Origin of the sequence: Chitinophaga caseinilytica (assembly GCF_038396765.1) — a bacterium.
In the GTDB taxonomy this organism is placed as follows: domain Bacteria; phylum Bacteroidota; class Bacteroidia; order Chitinophagales; family Chitinophagaceae; genus Chitinophaga; species Chitinophaga caseinilytica.
In genome coordinates, this window is record NZ_CP150096.1 from 4,797,249 (window position 1) to 4,822,470 (window position 25,222).

19 protein-coding genes and 1 riboswitch are annotated in these 25,222 nt (G+C 57.9%); of the genes, 11 read left to right on the forward strand and 8 right to left on the reverse strand.

What is annotated here, in order from left to right:
• The first annotated feature begins 47 nt into the window (after positions 1-47).
• The 9 genes from WJU22_RS19745 to WJU22_RS19785 all read left to right on the forward strand — a co-directional run bounded on the left by WJU22_RS19745 (position 48) and on the right by WJU22_RS19785 (position 16,179).
• Positions 48-470, forward strand: coding sequence for a secondary thiamine-phosphate synthase enzyme YjbQ (locus WJU22_RS19745; RefSeq protein WP_341839889.1), 423 nt, complete (start codon positions 48-50; stop codon positions 468-470).
• Between the two features lie 15 nt (positions 471-485).
• A complete protein-coding gene (locus WJU22_RS19750) occupies positions 486-1,385 on the forward strand; it encodes a DUF6929 family protein (RefSeq protein WP_341839890.1) in 900 nt (299 codons plus the stop codon).
• A gap of 59 nt (positions 1,386-1,444) precedes the next feature.
• Positions 1,445-1,861 (forward strand): hypothetical protein, encoded by a 417-nt coding sequence (locus tag WJU22_RS19755; RefSeq protein ID WP_341839891.1) that lies wholly within the window; start codon positions 1,445-1,447, stop codon positions 1,859-1,861.
• A gap of 14 nt (positions 1,862-1,875) precedes the next feature.
• Complete coding sequence (locus tag WJU22_RS19760) at positions 1,876-2,274, forward strand: VOC family protein (RefSeq protein WP_341839892.1); 399 nt, start codon at positions 1,876-1,878, stop codon at positions 2,272-2,274.
• 447 nt (positions 2,275-2,721) lie between these two features.
• Positions 2,722-5,787 (forward strand): TonB-dependent receptor, encoded by a 3,066-nt coding sequence (locus tag WJU22_RS19765; RefSeq protein ID WP_341839893.1) that lies wholly within the window; start codon positions 2,722-2,724, stop codon positions 5,785-5,787.
• Positions 5,788-5,804: 17 nt separating this feature from the next.
• Positions 5,805-7,277: a RagB/SusD family nutrient uptake outer membrane protein gene (locus WJU22_RS19770; protein ID WP_341839894.1), complete on the forward strand. Its 1,473-nt coding sequence runs from the start codon at positions 5,805-5,807 to the stop codon at positions 7,275-7,277.
• Positions 7,278-7,285: 8 nt separating this feature from the next.
• Positions 7,286-8,920: an arylsulfatase gene (locus tag WJU22_RS19775; protein ID WP_341839895.1), complete on the forward strand. Its 1,635-nt coding sequence runs from the start codon at positions 7,286-7,288 to the stop codon at positions 8,918-8,920.
• Between the two features lie 20 nt (positions 8,921-8,940).
• A complete protein-coding gene (locus WJU22_RS19780; RefSeq protein ID WP_341839896.1) occupies positions 8,941-10,569 on the forward strand; it encodes an arylsulfatase in 1,629 nt (542 codons plus the stop codon).
• A 318-nt stretch (positions 10,570-10,887) separates the two neighbouring features.
• Positions 10,888-16,179 (forward strand): DUF7379 domain-containing protein, encoded by a 5,292-nt coding sequence (locus tag WJU22_RS19785; RefSeq protein ID WP_341839897.1) that lies wholly within the window; start codon positions 10,888-10,890, stop codon positions 16,177-16,179.
• A 2-nt stretch (positions 16,180-16,181) separates the two neighbouring features.
• Here the strand turns inward: WJU22_RS19785 and WJU22_RS19790 are convergent, their stop codons facing one another.
• The 5 genes from WJU22_RS19790 to WJU22_RS19810 all read right to left on the reverse strand — a co-directional run bounded on the left by WJU22_RS19790 (position 16,182) and on the right by WJU22_RS19810 (position 20,125).
• Entirely contained in the window at positions 16,182-16,592 is a 411-nt protein-coding gene (locus WJU22_RS19790; RefSeq protein WP_341839898.1) for a DUF6157 family protein, read from the reverse strand.
• 87 nt (positions 16,593-16,679) lie between these two features.
• Positions 16,680-17,954, reverse strand: coding sequence for a voltage-gated chloride channel family protein (locus WJU22_RS19795; RefSeq protein ID WP_341839899.1), 1,275 nt, complete (start codon positions 17,952-17,954; stop codon positions 16,680-16,682).
• Positions 17,955-17,990: 36 nt separating this feature from the next.
• Positions 17,991-18,058, reverse strand: a riboswitch (Fluoride riboswitch).
• 93 nt (positions 18,059-18,151) lie between these two features.
• Positions 18,152-19,195, reverse strand: a complete 1,044-nt coding sequence (locus WJU22_RS19800) for an LLM class flavin-dependent oxidoreductase (protein WP_341839900.1) — start codon at positions 19,193-19,195, stop codon at positions 18,152-18,154.
• Positions 19,196-19,434: 239 nt separating this feature from the next.
• Positions 19,435-19,869 (reverse strand): VOC family protein, encoded by a 435-nt coding sequence (locus WJU22_RS19805; RefSeq protein ID WP_341839901.1) that lies wholly within the window; start codon positions 19,867-19,869, stop codon positions 19,435-19,437.
• A gap of 13 nt (positions 19,870-19,882) precedes the next feature.
• A complete protein-coding gene (locus WJU22_RS19810; protein ID WP_341839902.1) occupies positions 19,883-20,125 on the reverse strand; it encodes a hypothetical protein in 243 nt (80 codons plus the stop codon).
• Positions 20,126-20,233: 108 nt separating this feature from the next.
• Here WJU22_RS19810 and WJU22_RS19815 point away from each other — a divergent pair, with 108 nt between their 5' ends.
• The gene (locus WJU22_RS19815) at positions 20,234-21,226 is read left to right on the forward strand and encodes a GlxA family transcriptional regulator (protein ID WP_341839903.1); all 993 of its coding nucleotides are present in this window, start codon (positions 20,234-20,236) and stop codon (positions 21,224-21,226) included.
• 301 nt (positions 21,227-21,527) lie between these two features.
• Complete coding sequence (locus WJU22_RS19820; RefSeq protein WP_341839904.1) at positions 21,528-22,418, forward strand: DMT family transporter; 891 nt, start codon at positions 21,528-21,530, stop codon at positions 22,416-22,418.
• A gap of 96 nt (positions 22,419-22,514) precedes the next feature.
• Here the strand turns inward: WJU22_RS19820 and WJU22_RS19825 are convergent, their stop codons facing one another.
• The 3 genes from WJU22_RS19825 to WJU22_RS19835 are packed head-to-tail and all read right to left on the reverse strand — an operon-like array spanning position 22,515 to position 25,142.
• Positions 22,515-23,558: an MlaD family protein gene (locus WJU22_RS19825; RefSeq protein WP_341839905.1), complete on the reverse strand. Its 1,044-nt coding sequence runs from the start codon at positions 23,556-23,558 to the stop codon at positions 22,515-22,517.
• Between the two features lie 3 nt (positions 23,559-23,561).
• A complete protein-coding gene (locus tag WJU22_RS19830; protein WP_341839906.1) occupies positions 23,562-24,341 on the reverse strand; it encodes an ABC transporter ATP-binding protein in 780 nt (259 codons plus the stop codon).
• Positions 24,342-24,350: 9 nt separating this feature from the next.
• Positions 24,351-25,142 (reverse strand): ABC transporter permease, encoded by a 792-nt coding sequence (locus WJU22_RS19835; RefSeq protein WP_341839907.1) that lies wholly within the window; start codon positions 25,140-25,142, stop codon positions 24,351-24,353.
• Positions 25,143-25,222: the final 80 nt, after the last annotated feature.

Below are 25,222 nucleotides of genomic sequence, written 5' to 3' on the forward strand. Positions count from 1 at the left end.
TATCCGATAGCTGATCGTCGACCGGCCATGAAAATAAACTCCAGACCATGAGAATGTACCAGGAAATGTTGCGGTTGCCGGGAAAACGCAGGGGCTTTCACCTTGTTACGGAGGAAGTGCTCCGCGCGATACCGGCCATCCGGGAGATGAGAACAGGCATGCTGCAAGTGTTCATCCAGCATACGTCTGCCTCGCTGACGGTGAACGAGAACGCCGACCCCACGGTGCGCCGCGATTTCGAGACGTTCTTCAACAAAGCCGTTCCGGAAAACGATCCCGATTACGAGCACGACTACGAAGGCGCCGACGACATGCCGGCGCATCTCAAATCCTCACTGCTCGGCTGCTCCGTGCTGTTGCCCGTGCGCAACGGCCGGCCGGCCCTCGGCACCTGGCAGGGCATTTATCTCTGTGAGCACCGCGACGAAGGCGGCCCACGCAACCTGGTCATTACCCTCTGGGGCGAATAACCTATATTTGAAGATATGCTCCTTCAACCCACCATCAGCCTCCTCCGCGAACAGACGCTGCCCGATTTCCCTTCCGGCTCCGCACTCGCTTTTAAAGACGGACGACTGTACCTCGTGGGAGACGATGCCCGGGAGCTCCGCATCCTCGATACGCAATACAAGACCGCGGGTTCCATACAGCTGTTCTCCCATCCGCAGTACCGCATTCCAAAACCGGAGAAGGCCGACCTGGAATCGGCCGTGGTACTGAAACACAAGCAGGCACAATACCTGGCGGCCTTCGGATCGGCCAGCCTCGAAACCCGCCGGCAAATATTGCTCCTGCCCCTGCCCTTCCGCACCAGCGACCATCCCGTCATCTATACCCATTATGCCGCCGATTTCCTCGACGCCATCGGCCGGCAGTTGCACGACATCAATATCGAAGGCGCCACCATCGCCGCCAACAAGCTTGTGCTGGCGAACCGGGGGCACGAAGACAATCCGCATAATACCCTCATCATTGCCCGGCCGGATTGCTGGAACCCCATGCACAACGACCATCCTTTCCTCCAGCAGATCAAACTGCCGGAATCGAGCCGGGGATTCCGTGGCGTGTCTGACCTATGCTACATTCCCGGCCGCGACCTGCTCCTCCTGACCCTGACCACCGAAGCCACCGCCAGCACGTACGACGACGGTATCATCGGCGACAGCTACCTGGCCGTGATCCGCGATTACAGCAAAAAAATGCGGAACGGAACGGTGATGCCCGACGAAATGGTGAACCTGACGAGCGTATCGGCCGTATTCGCCGGACAAAAGATCGAGGGCATCTGCCTGGAAAAAAACCGGGCGGAAGGCCTGCTGCTCCACCTGGTGGCCGATAACGACGCGGGCGACAGCCGTCTTTTCACCATCAACGCCATGCTGTAAAACACGCTTGGCGGATACATCCCGGCAACTTACCTTTATAGTCTCAAACACGGTTTCTTATGCGCGACGTCAATCTGTCGAACCTTCCCATCGCCGCTGCTCCCTGGAAAGAAAACGCTTCCGAGGTGCTGTACCTTTTGCAACAGGTGTACCCGGACATGGACATCCTCCTGTCTGCCGAACTGGAACAGCTGGCCGAGATGCGCGGCGACGATGACCAGGAAGACGCCATGGATTACCTGGGACAGGCGCTTAGCGTGTATGGATACGCGTTATACAAGATCGATTCGCTGCAGGAAGAGAACTGGTACGCGATCCTGTCTACCGACGAAGAACCGCCCGAAGAAGCCGTGTACCAGGTGAGTGAAGAAGAGATGGACCAGGAAGGCATCGCCGAGGAAAGCCGGAAAACGTACGGCCGCCGCGAAGCCACGCTCTGCAAGCTCTTCGACCATGAATGGGGCGATCAGTTTTAATAAAACCTGCAACCATGAACATTCTCCGGCTCGATCATTTGGTGCTAACCGTGGCGGACATAGACGCTACCTGCGCGTTTTACACGGTGGTACTGGGCATGGAAACGACGACTTTCGGCGAGGGCCGGAAGGCCCTTCGTTTCGGGGACCAGAAAATCAACCTGCACCAGCGCGGGCAGGAATTTGAGCCCAAAGCCGAACATCCCCTCCCCGGCTCGGCCGACCTCTGTTTCATTACCGACACGCCGCTGGAAGCCGTAGTGCGAACGCTGGAACATCACAACATTCCCATCATCGAAAAAGGCGTGATCCGCACCGGCGCTACCGGCCCCATCCGTTCCGTTTACTTCCGCGATCCTGACGGGAACCTGGTAGAAGTGAGCAATTATCTGAAATATGCGACGGCATTGTAACGCACACTCATTTCCTTTTTATTGAAAACCCGCGCCAAAATGCCTATCCTCACTACGTTCCCCGAAATTTTCTATTAGTCTACTAATTTTGTAGGTTATTTAAAAAAGAGTATTATCTTTGATGCGAACTACCGGTAAGCCATTATCAGATTCGAGGGATAGTTAGACCAGCGAGACCAACCAGACTATCAGTGGCATGAGGCGATCACCGGGCCTGATCTTTTCTAAAAACCAACACGCATGTCATCCTTCCTTATTATTCCTCCGCGATGTCGGGCCATGCTGCCCTGTATGCGGTAGCAGCATTCCGCTGCCTGCCGTTTGACCGTTTGCTGTACTGAAGCGCCGCCGCAGGTGGGGTTTCGGAAGCACGCGCGTATCCTTTTCCGCCGTATTCCTGCAATTGCGGGCCGGCTGTTTATTGTCGTATCTCAAATCAACCATAGCATGTTCAATTTTCTACCGACCATGCCGCGGCACCGCCATGTCTGGCCGGCGCTCATCTTCGCGGCATTGCTGCTGACCGTCTTTAACGGTTACGCACAAACGCAGCCTCTCATTAATTCCAGGCTTTCGGGCCGCATCGTGGACGGAAAGTCGCGCGAGCCCATTCCCGGCGCCACCGTTCAGATCAAGGGCACCACGCACGGCGTGGCCACAGACGGCGAAGGCAGGTTCGCTTTCGTGACGGGGCAGCCATTTCCCTACACCTTAATTATTACATCCGTTGGGTATAAACGGGTAGAAGTGATCGTAGAGCATACGCAGATCGAAATTCCGCTGGAGCCTTCGCAAAGCCAGTTGAACGATGTAGTCGTGATAGGGTACGGCACGCAGAAGAAAAGCGATTTGACGGGCGCCATCGCATCCGTGGCTGGCCCGCTGCTGCGGCAACCCGTCAGCTCGTTCGACCAGGCGCTGAAAGGCGCGGCGCCCGGCGTGCAGGTAACGCAGACATCGGGGCAGCCCGGCGGCGGCGTGAGCATCCGCATCCGCGGGGGCGCTTCCATACAGGGCGGAAATGAGCCGCTGTATGTGATCGACGGATTTCCCGTGTACAACAACGCCGTAACGGCAGGCACCATCAGCGGCACACCCGTCAATCCGTTAAACGGCATCAACCCCTCCGACATCGAAACCATCGACATCCTCAAAGACGCCTCCGCTACGGCGATTTACGGATCGCGCGGCGCTAACGGCGTGGTGATCATTACCACCAAAAAAGGCAAGGCGGACAGAAGCGTATTGTCTTACGAAGGATCGTACGGCGTACAGTCGCTCCGTAAGAAAGTAGACGTCCTTAACGGACGGGAGTTCGCCGCGCTGCGCAACGACGTTCTATATGATGTAAACCCGTCCAAAGGGAAATTCCAATATCTCAGCCAGGCCCAGATCGACAGCGTCGGCAAAGGGACCGACTGGCAGGATGCGGCTTTCCGATCGGCACCGCAGCAAAACCACCAACTGACGCTCAGCGGCGGCAGCGCGAAGACGCGGTATTATTTGTCCGGCAACTACTTCAAGCAGGACGGCATCATCCGTCATACCGATTTCACCCGCCTCGGCATCCGCGCCAACATCGACGCGCAACCGTACGACAGGCTGAAGACCGGTGCCAGCATCACCGCATCGCGCTCAGACGGCAATGTGGCACCCTCCGGCATCATCAATTCCCTGCTCATTATGCCGCCCACGGCCACCATTTACGACCCCAATGGCGGATATACTTTGCGAAATCCTTTCGAGAACATCTTCGCCAACCCCTACGCCACCATCGTAGAAACCCTGAACAAGGCCACCACCAATCGTTTCTTCGGGACGGCCTTCGCGGAATACAAGATCCTGGAAGGCTTGCAGGCGAAAGTGCTGTTTGGCGCAGACGTGAACAACACGCACGAAAAAAGCTACATCCCGTCCACCATTTACGAAGGCCAGCAAACGAAAGGCGCCGCGGGCCGCGGCGAATACACGAGCTATTCCTGGCTGAACGAAAACACCCTTTCCTACGCCCGCCAGGCCGGCCGTCACAGCTTCGACATCCTGGCCGGGTTCACGCAGCAGGAATTCAGCAGCGACGTGGTGCGCAGCGGCGCGGAACAGTTCGTGTCCGACGCACTTACCTACAACAACCTCCAGAGCGGCGCCGTGCTGGTGCGCCCCTGGTCGGACGCCACCAAATGGGTGCTCCATTCCTGGCTGGGCCGCGTGAATTACAACTACGCGAGCCGGTATTACTTCACGGCCAGCATCCGGGCGGATGGCTCGTCGAGGTTCGGGAAAGGCAACAAATGGGGACGTTTCCCTTCCGCCGCGGCATCGTGGCGGGTGAGCAACGAACCGTTCTTCAAGGATTTCAGCCGCGCCATCAGCGACCTGAAATTACGCGCCAGCTTCGGCACCACCGGCAACCTGGAAATCGGCGAGTACCAGTCGCTCGCAACGTTGTACAGTTTGACGTATTTGCTCGGAAACACCGTAGCTACGGGGTTTGCGCCCAACCGGCTGCCGAACGACAAGCTGGGATGGGAAACCACCGTCCAGTACAACGCCGGCATCGACATCGGCTTTTTCGACAACCGGCTGACGCTTTCCGTCGACGCTTACCGGAAAAAAACGCGCAACCTGCTGCTGAACGTGGAAATCCCCTGGACGAGCGGGCAAACCAGTTCGCTGCAGAACTTCGGTTCCGTATCCAACAAAGGCCTGGAACTGACTGCCAGCAGCAAGAATCTGTTAGGCGAATTCACCTGGACCACCGACGCCAACGCGTCGATCAACAGAAACGAAGTATTGTCGCTGGGGAACGGGGCGCGGTCTTACATCAGCGGTAACTACATCATCCAGGTGGGGCAACCGCTGGGGAGCTTTTACGGAACGGTTACCGACGGCATCCTGCAAACCGGCGAAGAACATACCAAAGGGAAATTTACCGGCAACGCCACGCCCAAACCCGGTGACCGGCTGTACAAAGACATCAATGGCGACGGCACTTTCACCACGGCGGCAGACCGTACCATCATCGGTAACGCCCAGCCCGATGTGATCCTGGGGCTTAACAATAATTTCAACTGGAAGGGTTTCGCGTTGAGCGTATTCCTCCAGGGCACCTTCGGCAACCAGGTCCTCAACGCCAACCGGCAAGCCCTCGAACTGTTTACCGGCCAGCAAAACGCAGCCGGTTCCGCCCGCGACCGCTGGACGCCGGAGCACCCCAGTCAAACCATCCCCCGCGCCAAACTCGATCCCGCACCCGTTTTCAGCGACCGGTTCATCGAAGACGGCTCGTTCCTCCGCCTGAAAAACGTTTCCCTTTCCTATACGCTACCGAAACAATTCACCGGAAAAATCTCCACCGTGCAGGTCTACGTATCCGCGCAAAACCTCGCCACCTGGACCAAATACACCGGCTTCGACCCGGAAGTTACGTCCGGCAGCAACGTTTCGCCCGGAACGGACCAGGGCATTTACCCGCTGTCGCGCACCATCCTGGGCGGCCTGAAAGTATCACTGTAAACCATCAATCTTTCCTTATGCAATTTAACAAACGATATATCCTTCCTGCGCTGCTGATCGGCCTTTCCGCCTGCAGCAGCCTCGACGAACGGCCGCAGTCGCAGCTCGTGACGCAGGAGTTCTATAAAGACGGCGCGCAGGCAGATGCCGCCGTGGTGGCCACTTACCGCAAGCTGTACGAAACGGGGCAATCGCTGTACAACAGTCTTTTCCAGATCGGCGTCGAAATGGCGACAGACGATTACGAAGCAGGGCCGCGGGCCAGGAACGCCCATGTCCGCGCGATTTCCGGCCTTACGCACGACGCCTCCAACGACCGTATGGAGCAGCTCTGGCGCCAGAGTTACGACGCCATCAACGCCGCCAACATCGCCATCGACCGCATTGCGCTGGTGCCGGAAGGCAAGATCACGGCGGTTTTGCGGGAACGACTGATCAATGAGGCAAAGTTCCTGCGCGCGCTGCATTACTTCAATCTCGTGCGCTGGTTCGGCGATGTGCCGATCGTGCTGCATGAACCGAAAGACCTTTCACCCGAAGCGTTATACGTGGCTAAAAGCCCGCAGGCCGAAGTTTACAACCAGATCATCGCCGACCTTTCATCCGCAGAAAACCTGCCCGCGCCCGGCCAGTACGGTAAAAACGACGTTGGCCGGGCCACTTCGGGCGCGGCAAAATCACTGTTGTCGAAAGTATACCTCACACAGCAGGACTGGGCCAAAGCCGCGGCCAAAAGCAAGGAAGTGATCGACGCCAATTGGTATGGACTGTTCGATGACTTCGCGGATGTGTTCAATACGCCGTCCAAAAACGGGAAGGAACATATTTTCTCCGCACAATTCCTCGGCAACGCGGGGTACCAGGGAAACAGTCTTGCCAGCAGAAGCGCGCCCAACGAAGTCCCCGGCATCAACGGCGACTATGCCGATGCGCTGCACAAACAGGGCAAACTGTACGAAAGCTTCAGCGACGGCGATACCCGCAAAGCCGTGACGTTCATCACGACGATGGTGAGCCCCACCGACGGAAAAACCTACAATTTCGACCCGCATTTCCATAAATATTACGACCCGGCGGTGATCGGCAACCAGGGCCAGTCTTCGAAGAACCTGCCCATTATCCGGTATGCGGAAGTGCTCCTGATCCATGCGGAAGCGGTGAACGAGCTGAACGGCCCTACTGCGGCGGCTTACGAAGCCATCGACAAAGTGCGTTTACGCGCGCATGTACCGAAGCTCGCCGACGTGGCGCCTTCGCTCAGCGCCGCGGATTTCCGCGACAGCGTGTTCCAGGAGCGGCGGAAAGAACTGGTGTATGAATACCAGCGATGGTTCGACCTGGTGCGCCGCGGGCCCGACTATTACGTCAAAACCCTGCGCGCAGCCGGCAAAACGCTCGCCGCGCCCCGGCACATCCGCTTCCCGACGCCGCAGCGGGAGCTGAACCTCAATCCGAAACTGCGGCAAGACCCATTATGGATTAATAACTGACGAAAACAATGAAGACGATTTTCCTGTTCGCATGCGCGCTGTTGGCGCTCCTGCCCGCGGCGCACCCGCAAAGCGCCCGCCGGCCCAACATCATCCTCATCATGGTGGATGACATGGGTTATTCCGACATCGGGCCCTACGGCTCCGAGATCCACACGCCCAACCTCGACCGCCTGGCACGGGAGGGCCTGAAATTGCGGGAGTTCTATAACAATTCCATCTGCGCCCCTACCCGCGCCTCGCTCATGACCGGGCAATACAACCACCGCGCCGGGATCGGATTTTTCGACGTGAACCTGGGATTGCCGGCGTACCAGGGGTATTTAAACCGCTCGTCGCTCACCGTGGCCGAAGTGCTGCAACAATCCGGCTACACGACGCTCATGGCCGGCAAGTGGCACGTGGGGAACGATAGTCTTTCCTGGCCCAACCAGCGCGGGTTCGACCGATTCTTCGGGTTCATCGGCGGCGCCAGCAATTATTACGACATCGGCTCCTACGCAGATAAAGTGCGGCCCGTTACGCTGGTCGAAAACAACAAAACCATCCGCCTGCAACCGGGTCAATATTTGACGGACGAGATCGCCGGGCATGCGGTGCAGTACCTCGACGAAACCCGCGATTCAAAAAAGCCCTTCTTCCTCTACGTTGCCTACAACGCGCCGCACTGGCCCTTGCAGGCGCAGCCGGAAGATATCGAAAAGTATAAGGGAAGGTATTCCATCGGATGGGATTCCCTGCGCACACAGCGCATCGCGCGGATGAAGGAACTGGGCATCATCGCGCCCGGCGCCACGATTGCCACCGATCCGGAAGTGCCGCGATGGGAAAGCCTGACATTCGACGAAAAGAAATTATGGGAAAAGAAGATGGAAGTTTATGCCGCGATGATCGACCGGCTGGACCAGGGGATCGGTAAAATCCTGAACAAGTTGAAAGAACTGAAGCAAGACGAAAATACGCTCGTCGTTTTCATTTCCGACAACGGCGCGCAGGGCGGGTTCATTCCATTTGGAAGGAAGCGCCAGCGGAACAGCGGGCCCATCGGCACTGCGGGCTCTTACGATTACCAGGAACAAAGCTGGGCGCACGTTTCGAACACGCCTTTCCGTGCATATAAGGCCACGGCGTATGAAGGCGGCATCAGTTCTCCCCTCATCGCCTGGTTTCCCGGGAAGATCGCCGCGGGCTCCACGGCGCGGGGGACGGCCCACCTGATCGACCTGGCGCCTACTTTTTACGAAATCGCCGGGGCGAAATACCCTTCCGTGTACAAGCAGACGCCTTCGTATCCGCTGGCAGGCACCAGTCTGGCCCATCTGTTCTTCGCCCGGCAGGAAATCGACCGGAAGGCGCCCCTGTTCTGGGAACGCGCCGGCAACCGCGCCGTCCGCAGCGGCAGATGGAAACTCGTATCCGCCTATCCCGCCAATGTTTGGGAATTGTACGACATCGAGACGGACCGTGCCGAGACGCGGGACCTCGCCGCACAAAACCCGCAATTGGTGACCGAGCTCTCCGCCGCATACGACAAATGGGCCAAAGCCAACGACGTAGTGGAATACGACAAGATCCGGCCAAGCGGTAATTCCGGGTTCGCCGGCCCTTTCCAGAACCCGCCCGCAACCGGCGGCAGGCGCTAATCTTCCCTTAAACATCCAACATGAAAAAATATCTGATTTCTCTGGCGGTAGTCTTGCAAGCGGCGCCGCTCTTCGCCCAAAGTCAGCCTAAAAAACCGAATATCATCCTCATCATGGTCGATGACATGGGCTATTCCGACCTGGGCAGTTATGGTTCCGAGATCCGTACGCCTAACCTGGACCGGCTGGCCAAAGAAGGGCTGCGGCTGCGGGAATTCTACAATAATTCCATCTGTGCCCCTACCCGCGCCTCGCTCCTCACGGGGCAATACCAGCACAAGGCCGGCGTCGGATATTTCGACGTCAACCTCGGGCTGCCGGCGTACCAGGGTTTCCTGAACCGGCAAAGCCTCACCATCGGCGAAGTGCTCCGTCAAAACGGGTACAGCACTTTGCTTTCCGGGAAATGGCATGTGGGGAACGACAGTACTTCCTGGCCCGTGCAGCGCGGCTTCGACCGGTTCTTCGGCGTGATCGGCGGCGGCGCCAACTATTTCGATCCCGAACCGATGCCGCTGGGCGGCCGCGCCTACCCGGTGGTGCTGCTGGAAAACAACCGGCGCATCAAACCCGCCGCCGGCAGTTATTATTTTACGGATGAGATCACCCGCCACGCAGTGGATTTCCTCGATGAACAGCACAAATCCGGCAAACCGTTCTTCCTCTACCTTGCCTACACCGCGCCACACTGGCCGCTGCAGGCACTTCCGGAAGATATCGCCAAATACAAAGGCCGGTACGACATCGGCTGGGATTCCCTCCGCAGTGAGCGCCTCGCCCGCCAGCGCCAGCTGGGGCTTTTGCCGGCCGGTCAAACCATCGCCCCGCGCGATTCCTCCGTTCCCGATTGGGACAACCTGACCTTCGACCAGCAACAGTTATGGAAAGCGAAGATGGAAGTTTTCGCGGCGATGGTTGACCGGATGGACCAGGGCGTGGGACAGGTGCTCACCAAACTGAAAGCCCTCGGCGCAGACGACAACACGCTGATCGTCTTCATCTCCGACAACGGAGCGCCTGCGGAAGACGTGGCCCATTTCGGGCAGAAAGCCGGGCGGAATTCCGGGCCGGTAGGCACCGCGGGATCGTTCGAATCGCAGGGCAAGAATTGGTCGTTCGTGTCGAACTCCCCGTTCCGGGCGTTCAAGAACAATATGTACGAAGGCGGCATTAGCAGTCCTTTCATCGCCTGGTTCCCCGGCAAGGTGCCGCAGGGCGCCATTGCAAAGGGGACGGGCCATCTGATCGACCTTGCGCCCACGTTTTACGAGATCGCCGGGGCAAAGTACCCGTCTACTTTCAACGGCACTACCCCCAATAAGCTGGCGGGCGTGAGCCTGGCGGGTTTGTTATTCAACAACCGCGAGATCGACCCGGAGCGGCCCATCTTCTGGGAGCGCGCGGGCAACAGGGCCGTCCGCAAAGGGAAATGGAAACTCGTTTCCGGCTATCCGCAATACCGCTGGGAACTGTACGACCTAGAAAAAGACCGTGGGGAAACCATCGACGTGGCGCAGCAAAACCGCCAGGTGGTCAACGAACTGTCTGCCGCCTATTTCCAATGGGCGGAACAGACGGGCGTGGTGCCTTACGACCAGATAAAACCGGCTTCCGTTTTCGGGAACCCGCCCGCCCGGCAAAGCAGGTAACGATTGCGACCGGGCACATCCTGCGGCCTGCTTCCCCCGGCAACGGGCGGAGGCAGGCCGTTTTTATGCCCATCCTCCAATGAAAAGAAATGCCTATTTTTACGGGAGTTACTACGAACAGTTAATACGCCCGATACCATGTCCCATATCCCTGCCGCCTGCATTTTTCCATGCAGTGCACACCCTGTGAAAGCGCATACGATTTCGCAGCATGATTCAACCCCACGGCGGCCTTCCCGGCTTCGCCGGAAACAGATAAACAGTCATAACAGATAAGTCCACCCCAAAAAAGATCCCGTTTACCGGAAACGCACGAACATGTCTATCAACGAATTGCATCTATACGGCACCCGCCGCCCCGCTTCCGCCGATGTACCGGGGCTTTCTCACCTGGCCAGTTTCCAGCTAAGTGGCGCAGAGCGCGGCACGCAGGAAGAACACACGGTCCCCGTAACGGAGGAGCACATCCTCGCCATTACGCTCGACGACGACACCATCTGGTATTGCGACCCCGCGCAACTGGAGTCGCTGTTTCCCGGAACGGCCGTCCAGCAGCGCGGCGGGACAGCAGTGTACCGCTTCCCCGGCACGCTGACCACCGATCTTCCCGAACGCGGCGCCATGCCCATGCTGGCGGTCAAATTGCTGGAGGTTTTCGTCAAGAAAGCCGCTGCGCCGGTTATCCGCGACCTCGCCGGCGAACTGGAAGACCGGCAGACCAATGGCCAATATGGGTTGCTGCCGGCCGGCGACGATCTGCTTTTGACAGCCGCATCGTTGCCGGAAGGAGAAACCGCGCCTTACCTGCTTTTCATCCACGGCACGGCCTCCAGTTTCGCCGGAGCATTCGGCGATCTCCGGGACACCGACACCTGGAAGAGCCTCCGCAAGATGTACGGGCCGCGGATATTGGCCTATCAGCACCGGACGCTCACGCTGTCGCCCCTCCAGAATGTGACGGAGCTGGCCCAACAATTGCCTGATGGCGCAGACCTGCATATCGTGACCCATTCGCGGGGCGGGCTCCTCGGCGATATCCTCGCCCGCTATTCCGCAGAAGGGAAAAAAGTAGGTTTTCATGCCGTCGAAAAGGAGTACCTCCGCAAACACGACCGCACGGCCGACCTTGCCGCCATCGCTTCCCTCGATGAAATTTTCCGGCACAAAAATCTTCGTATATCCAAAATAGTTAGAGTAGCATGCCCTGCCAGCGGCACTTTGCTGGCATCGCGGCGGCTGGACCATTATTTCAACGTGATCCTGAACCTGTTGGGGCTCGCAACCGGCTTCCATCCGGTATTCCAGGCGTTCAAAGCTTTGCTGGGCGCGCTGGTGGCGGCTAAAGGCGATCCGGAATCGTTGCCGGGCCTGGAAGCACAACAGCCCGCATCGCCTTTCATCCGCGCGCTGAACAATCCCGGGCCGGAAACGCTGATCGATTCGCCGTTGTTCGTTATTTCGGGGATCAGCCGGATCAGTGCGGGCTGGCGCGGACTGGCGGCTATTCTGGGGAAACTGTATTTCCGTTCCGGGAACGACCTGGTGGTGGATACCGCTTCCATGTACAACGGCGCGCGCCGGGTGCCGCAGCGGGTACAGTATTTCCTGGACCAGGGCGCGAACGCCAGTCATTTCAACTATTTCTTCAACAACGGTTCCGCCTCCGCGCTATTGCTGGCCCTCCAATCGGACGGTGAAGGAACGGTTGCCGGGTTCAATACGGGCGCGCAGATGGCAGGAGATGCGCTGCGTACCGGCGTGGCGGCGGGCGGAAAGCTCGTCCGCGACCAGGTTTCCGGCAGCAGGCCGGTGGTCCTCCTCGTGCCGGGGCTGCTGGGCAGTTGGCTGGGCAACGGCCAAAAAACGCTCTGGCCCGATTACAGGGAATTGCTGGAAGGCGGGCTCACGGAGCTTTCCATGGATAATAAAACCATCGTGGCAGAGGCCCTCCCCGCTTCTGCCTACACCGAACTGGCCGATGCGCTCCTCACTTCGCACGACGTGCTGACTTTCCCTTACGACTGGCGCCGCTCGCCGGTGGAAACAGGCGCGTTGCTCGCCGAAAAAGTGAACGTGCTCCTGCAGGCCGGGCTGCGCGTGCAGCTCCTCGCGCATGGCACGGGCGGCCTGCTCGTCCGTGAACTGACCTACCGCCATCCGGACACCTGGAAGGCTTTGCGCGCGCAGGGAGGATGCAGTGCGTTGCTGCTGGGAAGTCCGCTGGGCGGCACTTACCGCATTCCGCAGATGCTCTTCGGGGAAGATGCGGTGATCCGCCAGCTCGCGGGTCTCGATCTCCATCATTCCACCGCCGAGCTCACCGCAGTGTTTGCGGGCCTCCCCGGCCTGATGTGCCTTCTTCCCTTTTCCACGGCCATTGCCGATTATGCCGATCCCGCGGCGTGGGAAGCATTGCGCATCGCACTGAAACATCCCGACTGGCCGGTGCCGTCGGGCGAAAACTTGCAGCTTTTCGCGCAGTACCGGGAGGATGTAGGTTCCGGCATGGAACATGCCGATGCGAGCGGTATCGCGTTCATCGCCGGACAATCGCCCGCCGGGCGCCTCACGCCGGACGGGCACCGCATCGAGCCGGACGGACGGCTCACCTTTACCGGGACCCCGGCCGGCGACGGCAGCGCGCCCTGGGCCGACAGCATCCCGGCTTACCTGCAAAAAAACGGGCAGGTATATTTCACCGATGTTCCCTACGGCGCCCTTCCCTGCGACAAACGGCTCTTTACGGCCATCCGGGAAATCCTGGGCACGGGCGCTACCACGCTGTTGCGCACCGAACCGCCCGTTAGCAGGGGCATCGGGAAAAGTCAACCCCAGAAAGCCGCACTGTCTTTCGGATTATCGCCCGAAAACCTGGAACGCTCCATGCTGGGGCTTCCGCAGGATACCGTTTACCGCGAAGGCGCGGTGCCCGTTACCATCACGCTCAGTAACGGCGACTGTAAATTTGCGGCGCACCCGGTGTTGGTGGGGCATTTCCTGAACGATGGCCTCTTTTCCGCCGAAAAATCCATCAACAGGTACCTGCAGGGCGAACTGGCGCGGAGGCACGGCCTGGGCCTATACCCCGGCGAAACGGGCACGAGCGAAACCTTCATCGTGGAAAAACCAGCACCGTTCAAAGGCGCCATCATTACGGGTTTGGGAAAACAGGGGGAATTGACGCCATGGCTCCTGGCGCAAACCGTGGAAAAATCCATCCTGAAATATTTGTCGATTTTCAATAGTCCGATAGCCGTTCCGGAATCCGTAGCTACGAACAAACGTACCGTGGGCATCAGCGCCCTGGCGATCGGCTGCGGATATGGCGGATTAAGCATCGAAAGTTCCGTGCGCGCGGTCATCGCAGGGGTGCAGGCCGCGAACGATAAAATCCGGGATAATTACGACAATGCCATTACCGTCGGCGAAATAGAATTCATCGAGATGTACCGCGACCGGGCGATGAGCTGCTTCATGGCCATCAACCACATCGCGGAAGAGGAAAAGCAGCAATTGCATATCCTGTGGAAGAACAGGACGATCGTGAAGCGCCCCGGCAGCAGGGAACGCATGCTGATCGACAATAACAGCGACTGGTGGACGCGCATCCAGGTGCGGCAGATGGAAGACGGCGACACGGGCGACGGGTCGGGCGCGTTGCGCTTCACCATGTCTACCGACGCAGCGCGGGAAGAAGAGCGCATCCTGCATATTTCACGAAGCGGGCTGCAATCGTTGCTCAATACCATGAGCGGGCAAAACCGCTGGAACCCGCAGCTCGCCAAGTCCATGTTCGAAATGCTGATCCCCAACGATTTTAAGGAGCAGGTGAAACGGCAGAGCAACATCAACTGGATCGTAGACACCGAAACCGCCGCATATCCCTGGGAACTGTTGCAGGACGCGCTTTCCGACGCATTGCCACTCAGTGTGAACGCCGGCATGGTGCGCCAGCTCGCCACGCGCGACTACCGCATCCGCATCAATCCCGTCGTGGCGCGGACGGCGCTCATCGTGGCCGATCCCGATCTCAAGGAAGCATTCAGCCAACTGCCGGGCGCGCGGCACGAGGGGGCCAAGGTGCAACAGCTCCTCGAAGCGCAGGACTACAACACCTGGCCCTTGCTCAACGCATCCGACGCAGACATCCTTTCCACCCTCTTCGCCCGCGACTACAAGATCATCCATCTCGCCGGCCATGGCGTCTTCGACCCGGAAAATTATCTCAAAAGCGGCATGCTCATCGGTCCGGACGCCTGTCTCAACACCACCCATCTCCACCAAATCCCCACCGTTCCCGAGTTCGTGTTCGTGAACTGCTGTTTCCTCGGTGAAATGGACAGCGGAGCCGAAGCCCGCTACCAGCAAAGATATCAGCTCGCCGCCAACTTCGGGACGCAACTGATCAACAACGGCGTACGCGCCGTGATCGTAGCGGGATGGGCGGTAGACGACGCGGCCGCGCTCGATTTTACGGAGAAACTATATGGAGAATTGTTCGAAGGAAATAATTTCGGGGATGCGGTGAAAGCCGCACGCCGCCACATTTTCGATTTGCATGGCCACCGCACCAACACCTGGGGTGCCTACCAGTGCTACGGCGATCCTTTCTATGTGATGGAGCCCCGTGGCAGCGCACGGCAAACATACGGACAGTTCCTCCTGGCAGACGATGCGGAGATCATGCTGTCGAACATCCTCAGCGCGCTTGACCTTGGCGACGGCGATCCGCAATACACGCTCCGGCAGGTGGAAGATATTTGCAGGCGGGTGGATGAAAACAATATCCGCACATCCGCCATTACCGAGCTGGAAGCCTTGCTTTACGCGAGCCTCCGGCAATACGGCCCCGCCATCCAGCTATTCACCCAACTACTGCAGGCCGAAGCGGCCAACTTTTCCGGCGCTACGGTGGAGCGCTACTGCGCCGTGCGGCTCGCCCATCTTATGCAGCAATACCAATCGGACGCTGCGCTCAAAACCGACCCCGCACAACGCGAAACCTTCATTGCGCAAACGGACCGCATCATCAGCGACATCGTTTTCCTGCGGAACATGGGCGCCACTTCGGAAAGGCTGCACCTGCTCGGCGGCGCATACAAACGGAAGGCCTACCTCAGCGAAGGCAAAGCGAAGAAAGCCGCCTACCGCGCATCCGCCGATTGCTACCGCGACGCCGCCAATATGAACACCAACGGCACCAAAACGTATAGCCTTTCCTGTTATTACCTGCTGCAAAACGCACTTTCACTTGCCGGCGCGCAGGGCCCGGCGAAAGAACTTGCCGAATCGGAGCTGAAACAGGCGCTGGACGCACATCGCCAGCATCCCGTCGATCTGCTCGACGGACAGGCTTACCGGCATCTCGTTACGGAAGGGCACCTGCTGTTGGGGCTGCATCTTTTGCACCCCACCAGCCAATCGTTCCGGGAAGCGGAAACCGTTTACCAGTCGGCCGCCAGGCAGCCGGCGCACCCGGTGATGAAACAGGCGGATGCGGGCGTGTTCGAGTTTATAGACGATGTATTGTCGCTCGCGGGCAAAAACCGGCTCGCCCGCGCGGAAAAAGCGCGGGAAGCGTTGCGGTCGCTGCGGGAGCTGATGCCGTAGGATCAGGCTTTTTTGGAGCGCATGGCTTTGGTGTGCTCGAGTGCCGGGTCATTGCGGAAGCAGTCGTATTCCGGGGTGCCTTTGGCGTAGATGGCGATGCGGCCCTGTTCGTCGTAATGGATGCCCCAACCATAGCGTTTTCCCAACGGGGAAGCGCGGAGACAGGCGCGGCCCTTCTGGAAATATTCGGTACGGGCATCTTTGCGGGCCTGGCCGGCGAGACCTTCCTTATCGGCGTACTGGTTGAAAATGATATCGTCGGAAGTGTATTTGTAGGGATGGGCGATGATCATATCGAACTGATAGGACGCTACGGTGATTTTGTCGCCCTTGGCCTGGGGGATTTCCCCTTCCGCTACCGGACAATCTTCCGCTACTTCGATAAACGTATTGATGTAGTTGGTTGTTTTCATGGATGCATCGTTTGAAACGGGTATAAGTCGGACTGAAATCTTTCTGGACATCAAAAATAAATTTACGTCGCCGTTTGCTGAAATGGATTACTTCCACCGCCCGAACTTCGGGTGATGGATGCGTTGCGAGGAATATATACCGGCGTGGCCGCTGCAAAAATAAGCCATGAGGCAAGCCACGCCAAAGTACACCACATTGTCTGCGCCGAATAGTTCGATGCCCATGAGCGTGCAGGCGATGGGCGTATTCGTTGCGCCGGCGAACACGGCGATGAAGCCCAGTGCGGCGAGCAGGTCTACCGGCGCCCCGGTATACAGCGCAATGGTGTTGCCGAGCGTGGCCCCGATGAAAAAGAGCGGTGTCACTTCTCCCCCTTTGAACCCCATCCCCAGCGTCACCACGGTAAAAACGAGTTTCCACAGCCAGCTGAATTGGTCGACGCCGCCTTCCTTAAATGCGTTCACGATGGAAATGCCTGCCGGATGTTGTGCGATAACGCCCAACCCGATATAATCCTCCGTTCCCGCGATAAAAACAAGTGCGATCACGATACAGCCGCCCACGAACGGCGTCAGCCAGGGCGTTTTCACGAATATTTTGCCGGACATGTTTTTCAATGCGTGCATGGCCCAGGAAAACAGCCGGCCGGCAAACCCGAAAGCCGCGCCTGCAACGATGGTGATGCCGAGCAACTGCCAATTGAACGCTTCACTGAAATGGATGGCGTAATGCGTATGGGTGGCGCCCCAGAGCCGGCAAACCTGGTCAGACAAGTACGCCGCGAGGAGGCAGGGCAAAAGGGCTTTGAAATCGCGCAATTTGTTATTCCCGATCGCCAGCACTTCCAGGGCAAATACCGCACCTGCGATGGGCGTTCCGAATACCGCGCCGAACCCGCCGGCGATCCCCATCATGAGGACGACCCGCGTATCTTCTTCGTCCAGCTTCATCCACCGGCCGATCCTCGACGCCAGGCTGCCGCCCATTTGAACGGCCGTTCCCTCGCGCCCGGCGGAGCCGCCGAACAGGTGGGTCACGAGCGTGGTGAGCAGCACGAGCGGCGTCATCCGCAGCGGCACACCGCCGCCGGGCTCATGGATTTCGTCGATAATGAGGTTGTTGCCGCCGGCGGAATTTTTCCCGAACTGGTGATACAGCCACCATATGCCGATCCCTGCCAGTGGCAGCAGGTACAGCAGCCAGGGATTTTCCCAGCGGGTTTCCGTTACAGCATCCAATGAAATGAGGAACAAGGCCACGGCCGATCCGGTGAAAAGCGACACGGGCAGGGCGATGAGCGCAAAATAGGCGAAGTAAAACCTGGAGTGGAAAACGTCGATGGGAGAATTTGAATCGTTCATACCTACAAATAGTTTAACATCCGGCCGAAGCCGTCAATATTTGCAGGCGCCATCAGCTGCGAAGCAGCGGTTTGGGTCAGGAAGACACCATTTCCTGTTTTGATGGCTGCAAGGTAAGCAATAATTCATTGCCTGTCAAGCGCAGCGCCGCCGCCCGCGAATCGGCGGACGGCGGCGCCTTATTCCCGTTGATATTTTCAGGATTTCGTTTTGCCGAGGGCTTCGCGCACGGCGGGCGCCACGCGCGTTCCGAACAGCTCGATGCAGCGCAGTACTTTTTCCGGCTCGATGTAGCCTTTTACGAGCTGGCCGAGGAAACGGGTATGGCCGAAGAGCTTGTGCTGGTGGAGGATCTTGTCCACCACTTCCTGCACGCTGCCCACGAAGAGCGGGCCATCGGGTAAACGGAGGTATTCGAATTGTTCGCGGGTGATGGGCTGCCAGCCGCGGTCGAGGCCCACGCGGTTCATAAGCGCCTCGTACGAAGGCCAGAATTCATCGGCCGCCTGGTCGGAATCTTCCGAGATATACATTTGGCTGTTGATACCGAATTGCAGTTTGGACAGGTCGTGCCCGGCTTCTTCCGCCGCTTTTTTATAGAGGTTCATGAAAGGGACGAACTGTGCGGGGCGCCCGCCCAGAATGGCCACGATGAGCGGCAGCCCCAGCTTTCCGGCCCTGACGGCGGATGCGGGCGTGCCACCCGCGGCGATCCATACGGGCAGTGAAGATTGATATGGCCGGGGATATACGCCCCGGTTGGTGACCGGCGCGCGGTATTTCCCTTTCCAGGTGAGGGTTTCGTTTTCGTTGATCTCCAGCAGCATCTGGAGTTTTTCGATGAACAGCTGATCATAATCGCTCAGACTGAACCCGAACAGCGGGAACGATTCCGTGAACGAGCCACGGCCCGCCATGATCTCCGCACGGCCGCCGGAAATGAGGTCGAGCGTGGCGAAGTTCTGGAACGTGCGCACGGGATCGGCGGAACTAAGCACGGTTACCGAGCTGGTGAGCCGGATATGCTCCGTTACGGAAGCAATGCCGGCAAGGGCTACTTCGGGCGCGGAAATGATAAAGTCCGGGCGATGGTGCTCGCCCAGGGCGAACACGTCGAGTCCTGTCTGGTCGGCCATGCGCGCTTCCGCGATGAGTTCCTGCATGGCGAGGAAAGATGCGCGGGCGCCGCCGCTCACACCTTCCGGTCTGATTTCTCCGAATGAGCTGATTCCTAATTCCATAGTTCCGGTTTGAAATGCAAAAATAGGTGAAACCCGCCAGCCCCCGCCCCCCGGTGACCTGCAGGTAAGTACGTCCAGCTACGGAAAACATTCATCCAATCACATCAAAACACTGAAAATCAATCCAATACATTTCAATGCGTGTATAACGCCTTCCAAGCCAACAGCTTTACCCACCAAAAAAAGCCCCCGGTTCCCGGGAGGCTTCGAAATGTCTTGTTGCGTTTCGTAAAGCGGAATTATTGCGGTTTGTGCTCCATGCCCACCATCCACTGAATGCCGAATTTATCCGTGCACATCCCGAAAAGCGGGCTCCAGAAAGTGGGCCCCAGCGGCATGGACACTTTCCCGCCTGCGGAGAGCCCGTCGAAAATGCGCTTGCTTTCGGCTTCATCGGCTGTAGACAGTGACACGAAGCTGGCGTTGCCCTGGTTCACCGGGCCGTAAGCCGGCGGGCAATCGCTTCCCATCAAAACGTTGTTGCCAACGGGCAAAGCCACGTGCATCACCAGGTCAGCGTCTTTCGGGTCCATCGGCATATCGGGCGAAGGAGGCGCGTCTTTCATCCGCATCATGCCCGGACCGGTGAATTCACCGCCCAGTACGGATTTATAATATTCGAAAGCTTCCGCGCAATTGCCGTTGAAGTTCAGATAAGGATTCATTGTTGCCATGTTGCAGGTATTTTTATGATGTGATAGATTGAGCGATAACGTCTTCCAATACCTCCGCATGATATCCGGACTTTTCCAGCAAGCCGATCACCGCCTGCGGATCCACTTCGGCGCCATCGCGGCACACGCGGAGGATGCGGTCGCAGTCTTCCAGGTCGAAGTTGGCGCGGCACCCTTCCAGCACTTCCGCAATGGCGGCTACCAGCTGCCGGGCGACGGCTTCCGAAACTACGTCTGTTTTGAATACTTCGATCATGCGGGGGAATTGATAACGCAAAAATAGCGGGCGATGTTCACAAAAGGGGGTGTAAAAAAGGCAAAATACGGGGTGGATTGCGCCAATTATTCTGCTTATTTTTGGCATATGAAGCACATCTCCATTCTCATTCCCAAAGGCGCCGTGGCGCTGGGCTGTATCGAAGGATCGTTCCGGGTGTTCACGCAGGCCAACGAGTTTCTCCGCGCCGCTGGGGAAGAACCCATGTTCAACGTGCAGTTTGTGGGAATGACGGACCAGGCGCAGGTGTACGACCGCCTTTTCACCGTTCAGCCGGACACCCGGATCGCCGACCTCCGCAAAACCGACCTCATCATCATCCCCGCCGTGAACGGCGATATGGACGAAGTGATCGCGGACAACGAAGCATTCCTCCCCTGGATCCGCCAGCAGCACGCACGCGGCGCGGAAGTGGCGAGCCTTTGCGTGGGGGCTTTCCTGCTCGCGGCCAGCGGATTGGTAGATGGCAAGAAATGTTCGACCCACTGGTTGTCGGAGCCCCTTTTCCGCGACATGTTCCCCAATGTAGAGCTCGTTCCCGACCGGATCATCACCGACGAAAAGGGCACCTATTCCAGCGGCGGCGCCAACTCGTTCTACAACCTGCTGCTGCACCTGGTGGAAAAATTCACGTACCGCGACGTGGCCATCCTTTGCTCCAAATATTTCGCCATCGAGATCGACCGCGACAGCCAGAGCGCATTCATTATGTTCAAAGGCCAGAAAGACCATCCGGACGATTCCGTACGTGAAATCCAGTCTTACATCGAGTCCAACTTCGCCGAGCGCATTACCGTAGACCAGCTCACGTCGCACTTCGCGATCAGCCGGCGCAGCCTGGAGCGGCGTTTCAAGAAAGCCACGCGCAACACCGTTACCGAATACATCCAGCGGGTAAAGATCGAAGCGGCGAAAAAAGGGTTCGAAACGAGCCGGAAAAATATCACGGAAGTGATGTTCGAAGTGGGATACACCGACAACAAGGCATTCCGGACGCTGTTCAAACGCACGACCGGCCTTTCGCCCGTGGAATACCGTAAAAAGTACAACCGCGAAGTGCCGCTGCCTGCGCGCAACTGACGCATTCCCGGAATTTCGCTATATTGTAACCCGAAACTTTAGACAAACATGCAATTTCAGTATCCTTCCACTCCTCCTCCTGCCGTGCAGCTGTAATCACAGATGATTCACGGACGTACGTAAAATGCCGCACCATTCGTTGCGGCCGGCTTTGCCATTCCTCCCAAGGGTTGTCTGATACAGCTTTTCCCGCTACTTAACGGGCGTGATCGTTATTGCACGCCCATTTCCGCTTCCGGCATTCCGCCGGACGATTTCCTGTATCCGGGAACGCACGGCCGTTCCCCCAACCCGATCATCGATGACCAGATATATGTTCATGGTATTTGCCGGCGCATGCAGCTACGGCATGTTGTCTACTTTCGTCAAACTCGCGTTCCGGCAGGGTTTCGGCCCAGTTCACATTGCTTTTCTGCAGGCGCTCACGGGCATGTGCGTGCTGTGGGGCATTACGCTTTTGAAGGAAAAATCGCGCTTCCGCATCAACGCCCCGCTGCTGGCGACGGGCGCCGCCATCGGCCTCACGTCTTTCGTGTATTACGTTTCCGTGCAGTTCATTCCTGCTTCGCTCGCCATCGTTTTGCTTATGCAATTCGTGTGGATGGGGATTTTGTTCGACTGGCTGCTTTTCGGCCAACGGCCCGGCAGCCGGCATTGGCTGTGCGTGGGGCTTATTCTTGCGGGCACGTTTTTATCGTCGGGCATTTCGGCCGGTGGTCAATTTCCGGCTGGCTACTGGAAAGGCGTTGGCCTGGCGCTGCTGTCCGCTTTTTTCTACGCGGTTTTTATCGTCGCCAATAGCAAGGCCGGGCAGGACGTGCCCCCTGTGCGCAAAAGTGCCGTGATGATGACGGGCGCTTCCCTGGCGATTTTCCTCGTCAATTGCAGGACGCTCGTGCTCACGCCGCTCCCCGGCGCAGGGATCCTGCCGTGGACGGCCTTCCTGGCCTTCTTCGGCACCATTCTGCCGCCATTGCTTTTTGCGAAAGGGATCCCGAAGATCGGCGCCTCCCTGAGCGCGCTCGTCATGTCTGCCGAATTGCCCGTAGCCGTGCTTTGCTCCAGCCTGTTGCTGCGCGAAGCCGTAAATCCGCTCCAATGGGGCGGTGTGGGATTGATGCTCGCGGCCATGGCGCTGTTGCCGAAAAGCGCCGGTAAAGCGGTTATAAAACAAACAGGGCAAACGGTGTAATCCGGCTGCGCGCAATGCAGTTAAACGCTTTGTGGCCCGGGGGAACGTCTGATCAGATCGTTCTGCCGGGCCACAAGGTCGTTATGAAAATAGGAGTTATTGTGCGGACAAAGAATCCTTCTGCGCACGTTCCGCTTCTTTCTCCAGGCGCTTCTGTTCCTTGGCTTCCGCCTTGTCGCGCCGGCGGAAGAACCCGCGGAGCAGGAAGTTGTGCTGCAACGCTTCCATGTTTTCGTCGAGCTTGTAGGTGCTTGATTGCAGGTTCTTGATCGTGGTTTTGAGGGATTGCGCCGTGGCTTCGTCGTTCAGCAGCATACCAGCCGGCGTTTTACTGCTTTTCAGGTTATCGTTCACGCTGGCGCTCGCGGACTGGAGGTTGTTCATCACACTATCGATCCCCTTCGACGCCGATTCGATCCGGCTCATCGACGAGCGCAGGTTCGAAAACACGACGGTATCCGTCACGAGATCGTTGGCCAGGGAGCCCTTGCTCTGTAATTTCCCCGTATAGTCGGTCAGGTTAGCCGTGATGCGGCGGGTGTTTTCCGTGGTGCGCTGCAATCCGGCGATTGCGCCCTTCAGATCGTTATACACCGTATCGCTGGCAATCAACCGTCCCAAAGAACCTTCTCCCTCCGCGATCTTTTTGGTGATCGTTTTCAGGTTGCCGGTAATTTCCACGAGGCTTTTATTGTTGACCTGCAGCGTTTCGAGCAGCTCGTCGCTGCTGATGGCGGTCACCACCGCAATGGTATCTCCGTCTTCCACCGCCGGCACGCCGGCCGTTCCGCCAGACAGCGCGATGATCTTGTTGCCCACCAGCCCGTCGGAGCTCACTTTGGCCACCACGTCCTTATGAATGAAATCGCGGCTGCGCTTGTCGATCTCCATCCGGACCTGGATGCGGTCGTGCCCCAGGAAGCTGATGGCTTTGATGGTGCCGACCTTCACTCCGGAATACCAGACGTTGTCGCCCTTCGCGAGGCCGCCGATGTCGTGGAACACGGCCACTACGCCGAGGCTGGACATGAATGTTTTTTTCTGTCCACCCAGGATGAGGATCCCTGCAACGAAAATGAGCAATCCGATAAATACGAATATGCCTACGATGACGCCTCTTTTTGTGCTTTTATCGTTCATGGCTTACTGAATAAAATTGTAATCATAAAATTCCCGGATCAGCTCATCGCCTTCACCTTCGGAAAATACCGTATCAAAATCTCCCTGCCGGATAAATTTCCCTTCTTTCATCACAGCGATCTTATCGCCCGTGGCGCGGGCGCAGGTAAGGTCGTGCGTGATGATGATAGAGCTGGTCTTGAACCTTTTTTGTACTTCGTTGATGAGCGTGTTGATCTCCGTGCAGGTGATGGGGTCCAGACCGGCCGTGGGCTCGTCGTACAGCATGATTTCAGGCCGCAGGATGAGCGTCCGCGCGATGCCGATGCGTTTGCGTTGGCCGCCCGACAGTTCGGCCGGCATCTGGTTGATCGTTTGCGACAAACCGACCGCCTCGAGCACGATGTCGACCAATCTGCGGCGCTGATCGGCCGTCATTTTCGGATCGTTCCGTTTGAGGGGGAATTCGAGGTTTTCGCCGACGGTCATGCTGTCGTACAGCGCGCCGTTCTGGAAGCAGAACCCGATTTTAAGGCGGAGCTCGCGCAGTTCAACGGTTCCCAGATCGGGAACTTCCTGCCCCAAAACGTTGACCGTTCCTGCATCCGGTTTAAGCAGTCCGGCGATGATCTTTATCAGGACGGATTTCCCGGTTCCCGAGCGCCCCAGCACTACGATGTTCTCGCCTTTGAACAGGTCGAGGTCTACGCCGCGCAGTACGTGGTTGGCCCCGAAAGATTTGTACAATCCCCGGATGCTGATGACGGTGTCGTTCCAATCAATTTCTGGCGTAAATGGTTTCATATGCTGTGTTTACCGGATCGAGTTAACGATTTGCACGATCACGATCTCTTCGATAAAGATCAGGAACATGGATATTACCACCGCCACATTCGCTGCCTTTCCCACACCGGTGGTGCCCTGCGAGGCGTTGAAGCCCTGGTAGCAGGATACGACGCCGATGGTAAACCCGAAACAGATGGATTTGAACAAAGACGAGGCCAGGTCGAGAAAGGAAATATTGGCGAAAGCCTTGTTGAAGAAGGCGGTGAGACTGGTTTGTTCGTTGAGGTGGATGTCGAGGAAAGAGCCCATCATGCCCACGAGCGCCGTGTACGACATGAGGAGCGGCAGGCAGACGGTGCAGGCCAGGATGCGCGTTACCACGAGGTATTTGAACGGATTGATGGCCGACACCTCCATGGCGTCTATCTGTTCCGTCACTTTCATGGACGCCAGTTCTGCCCCGATGCTGGAGCCGACCTTGCCGGCGCAGATGAGCGCCGTCACCAGGGGCGCCAGGGCACGGATCACGGCGATGGAAATGAGAGAAGGCAACCACGACGTGGCGCCGAATTCCGCCAGCGAAGGGCGGCTTTGCTTCGTGAACACCAGGCCGGTGATGAAACCGGTGAGGCTGATCAGCGCCAGCGATTTGTAGCCGACCATGAAGCACTGGCGGATGAATTCCTGTACTTCCAGCGGCGGGCGCAGCACTTCGCGGAAAAAGCGGCTGATAAATCGGAAAATATCATAGACGCTTAAAAAGAAAGCATCTACCTTACTGGAAATGACTGGCTTCTCCGGCTGATCGTTGGGTTCCATGTGCTGCATTTAGTTCAATACTATTACAAATTCCGGTAAGGAATTGTTAACATTTGAATTTGGCAGGCAAATGTCATGCC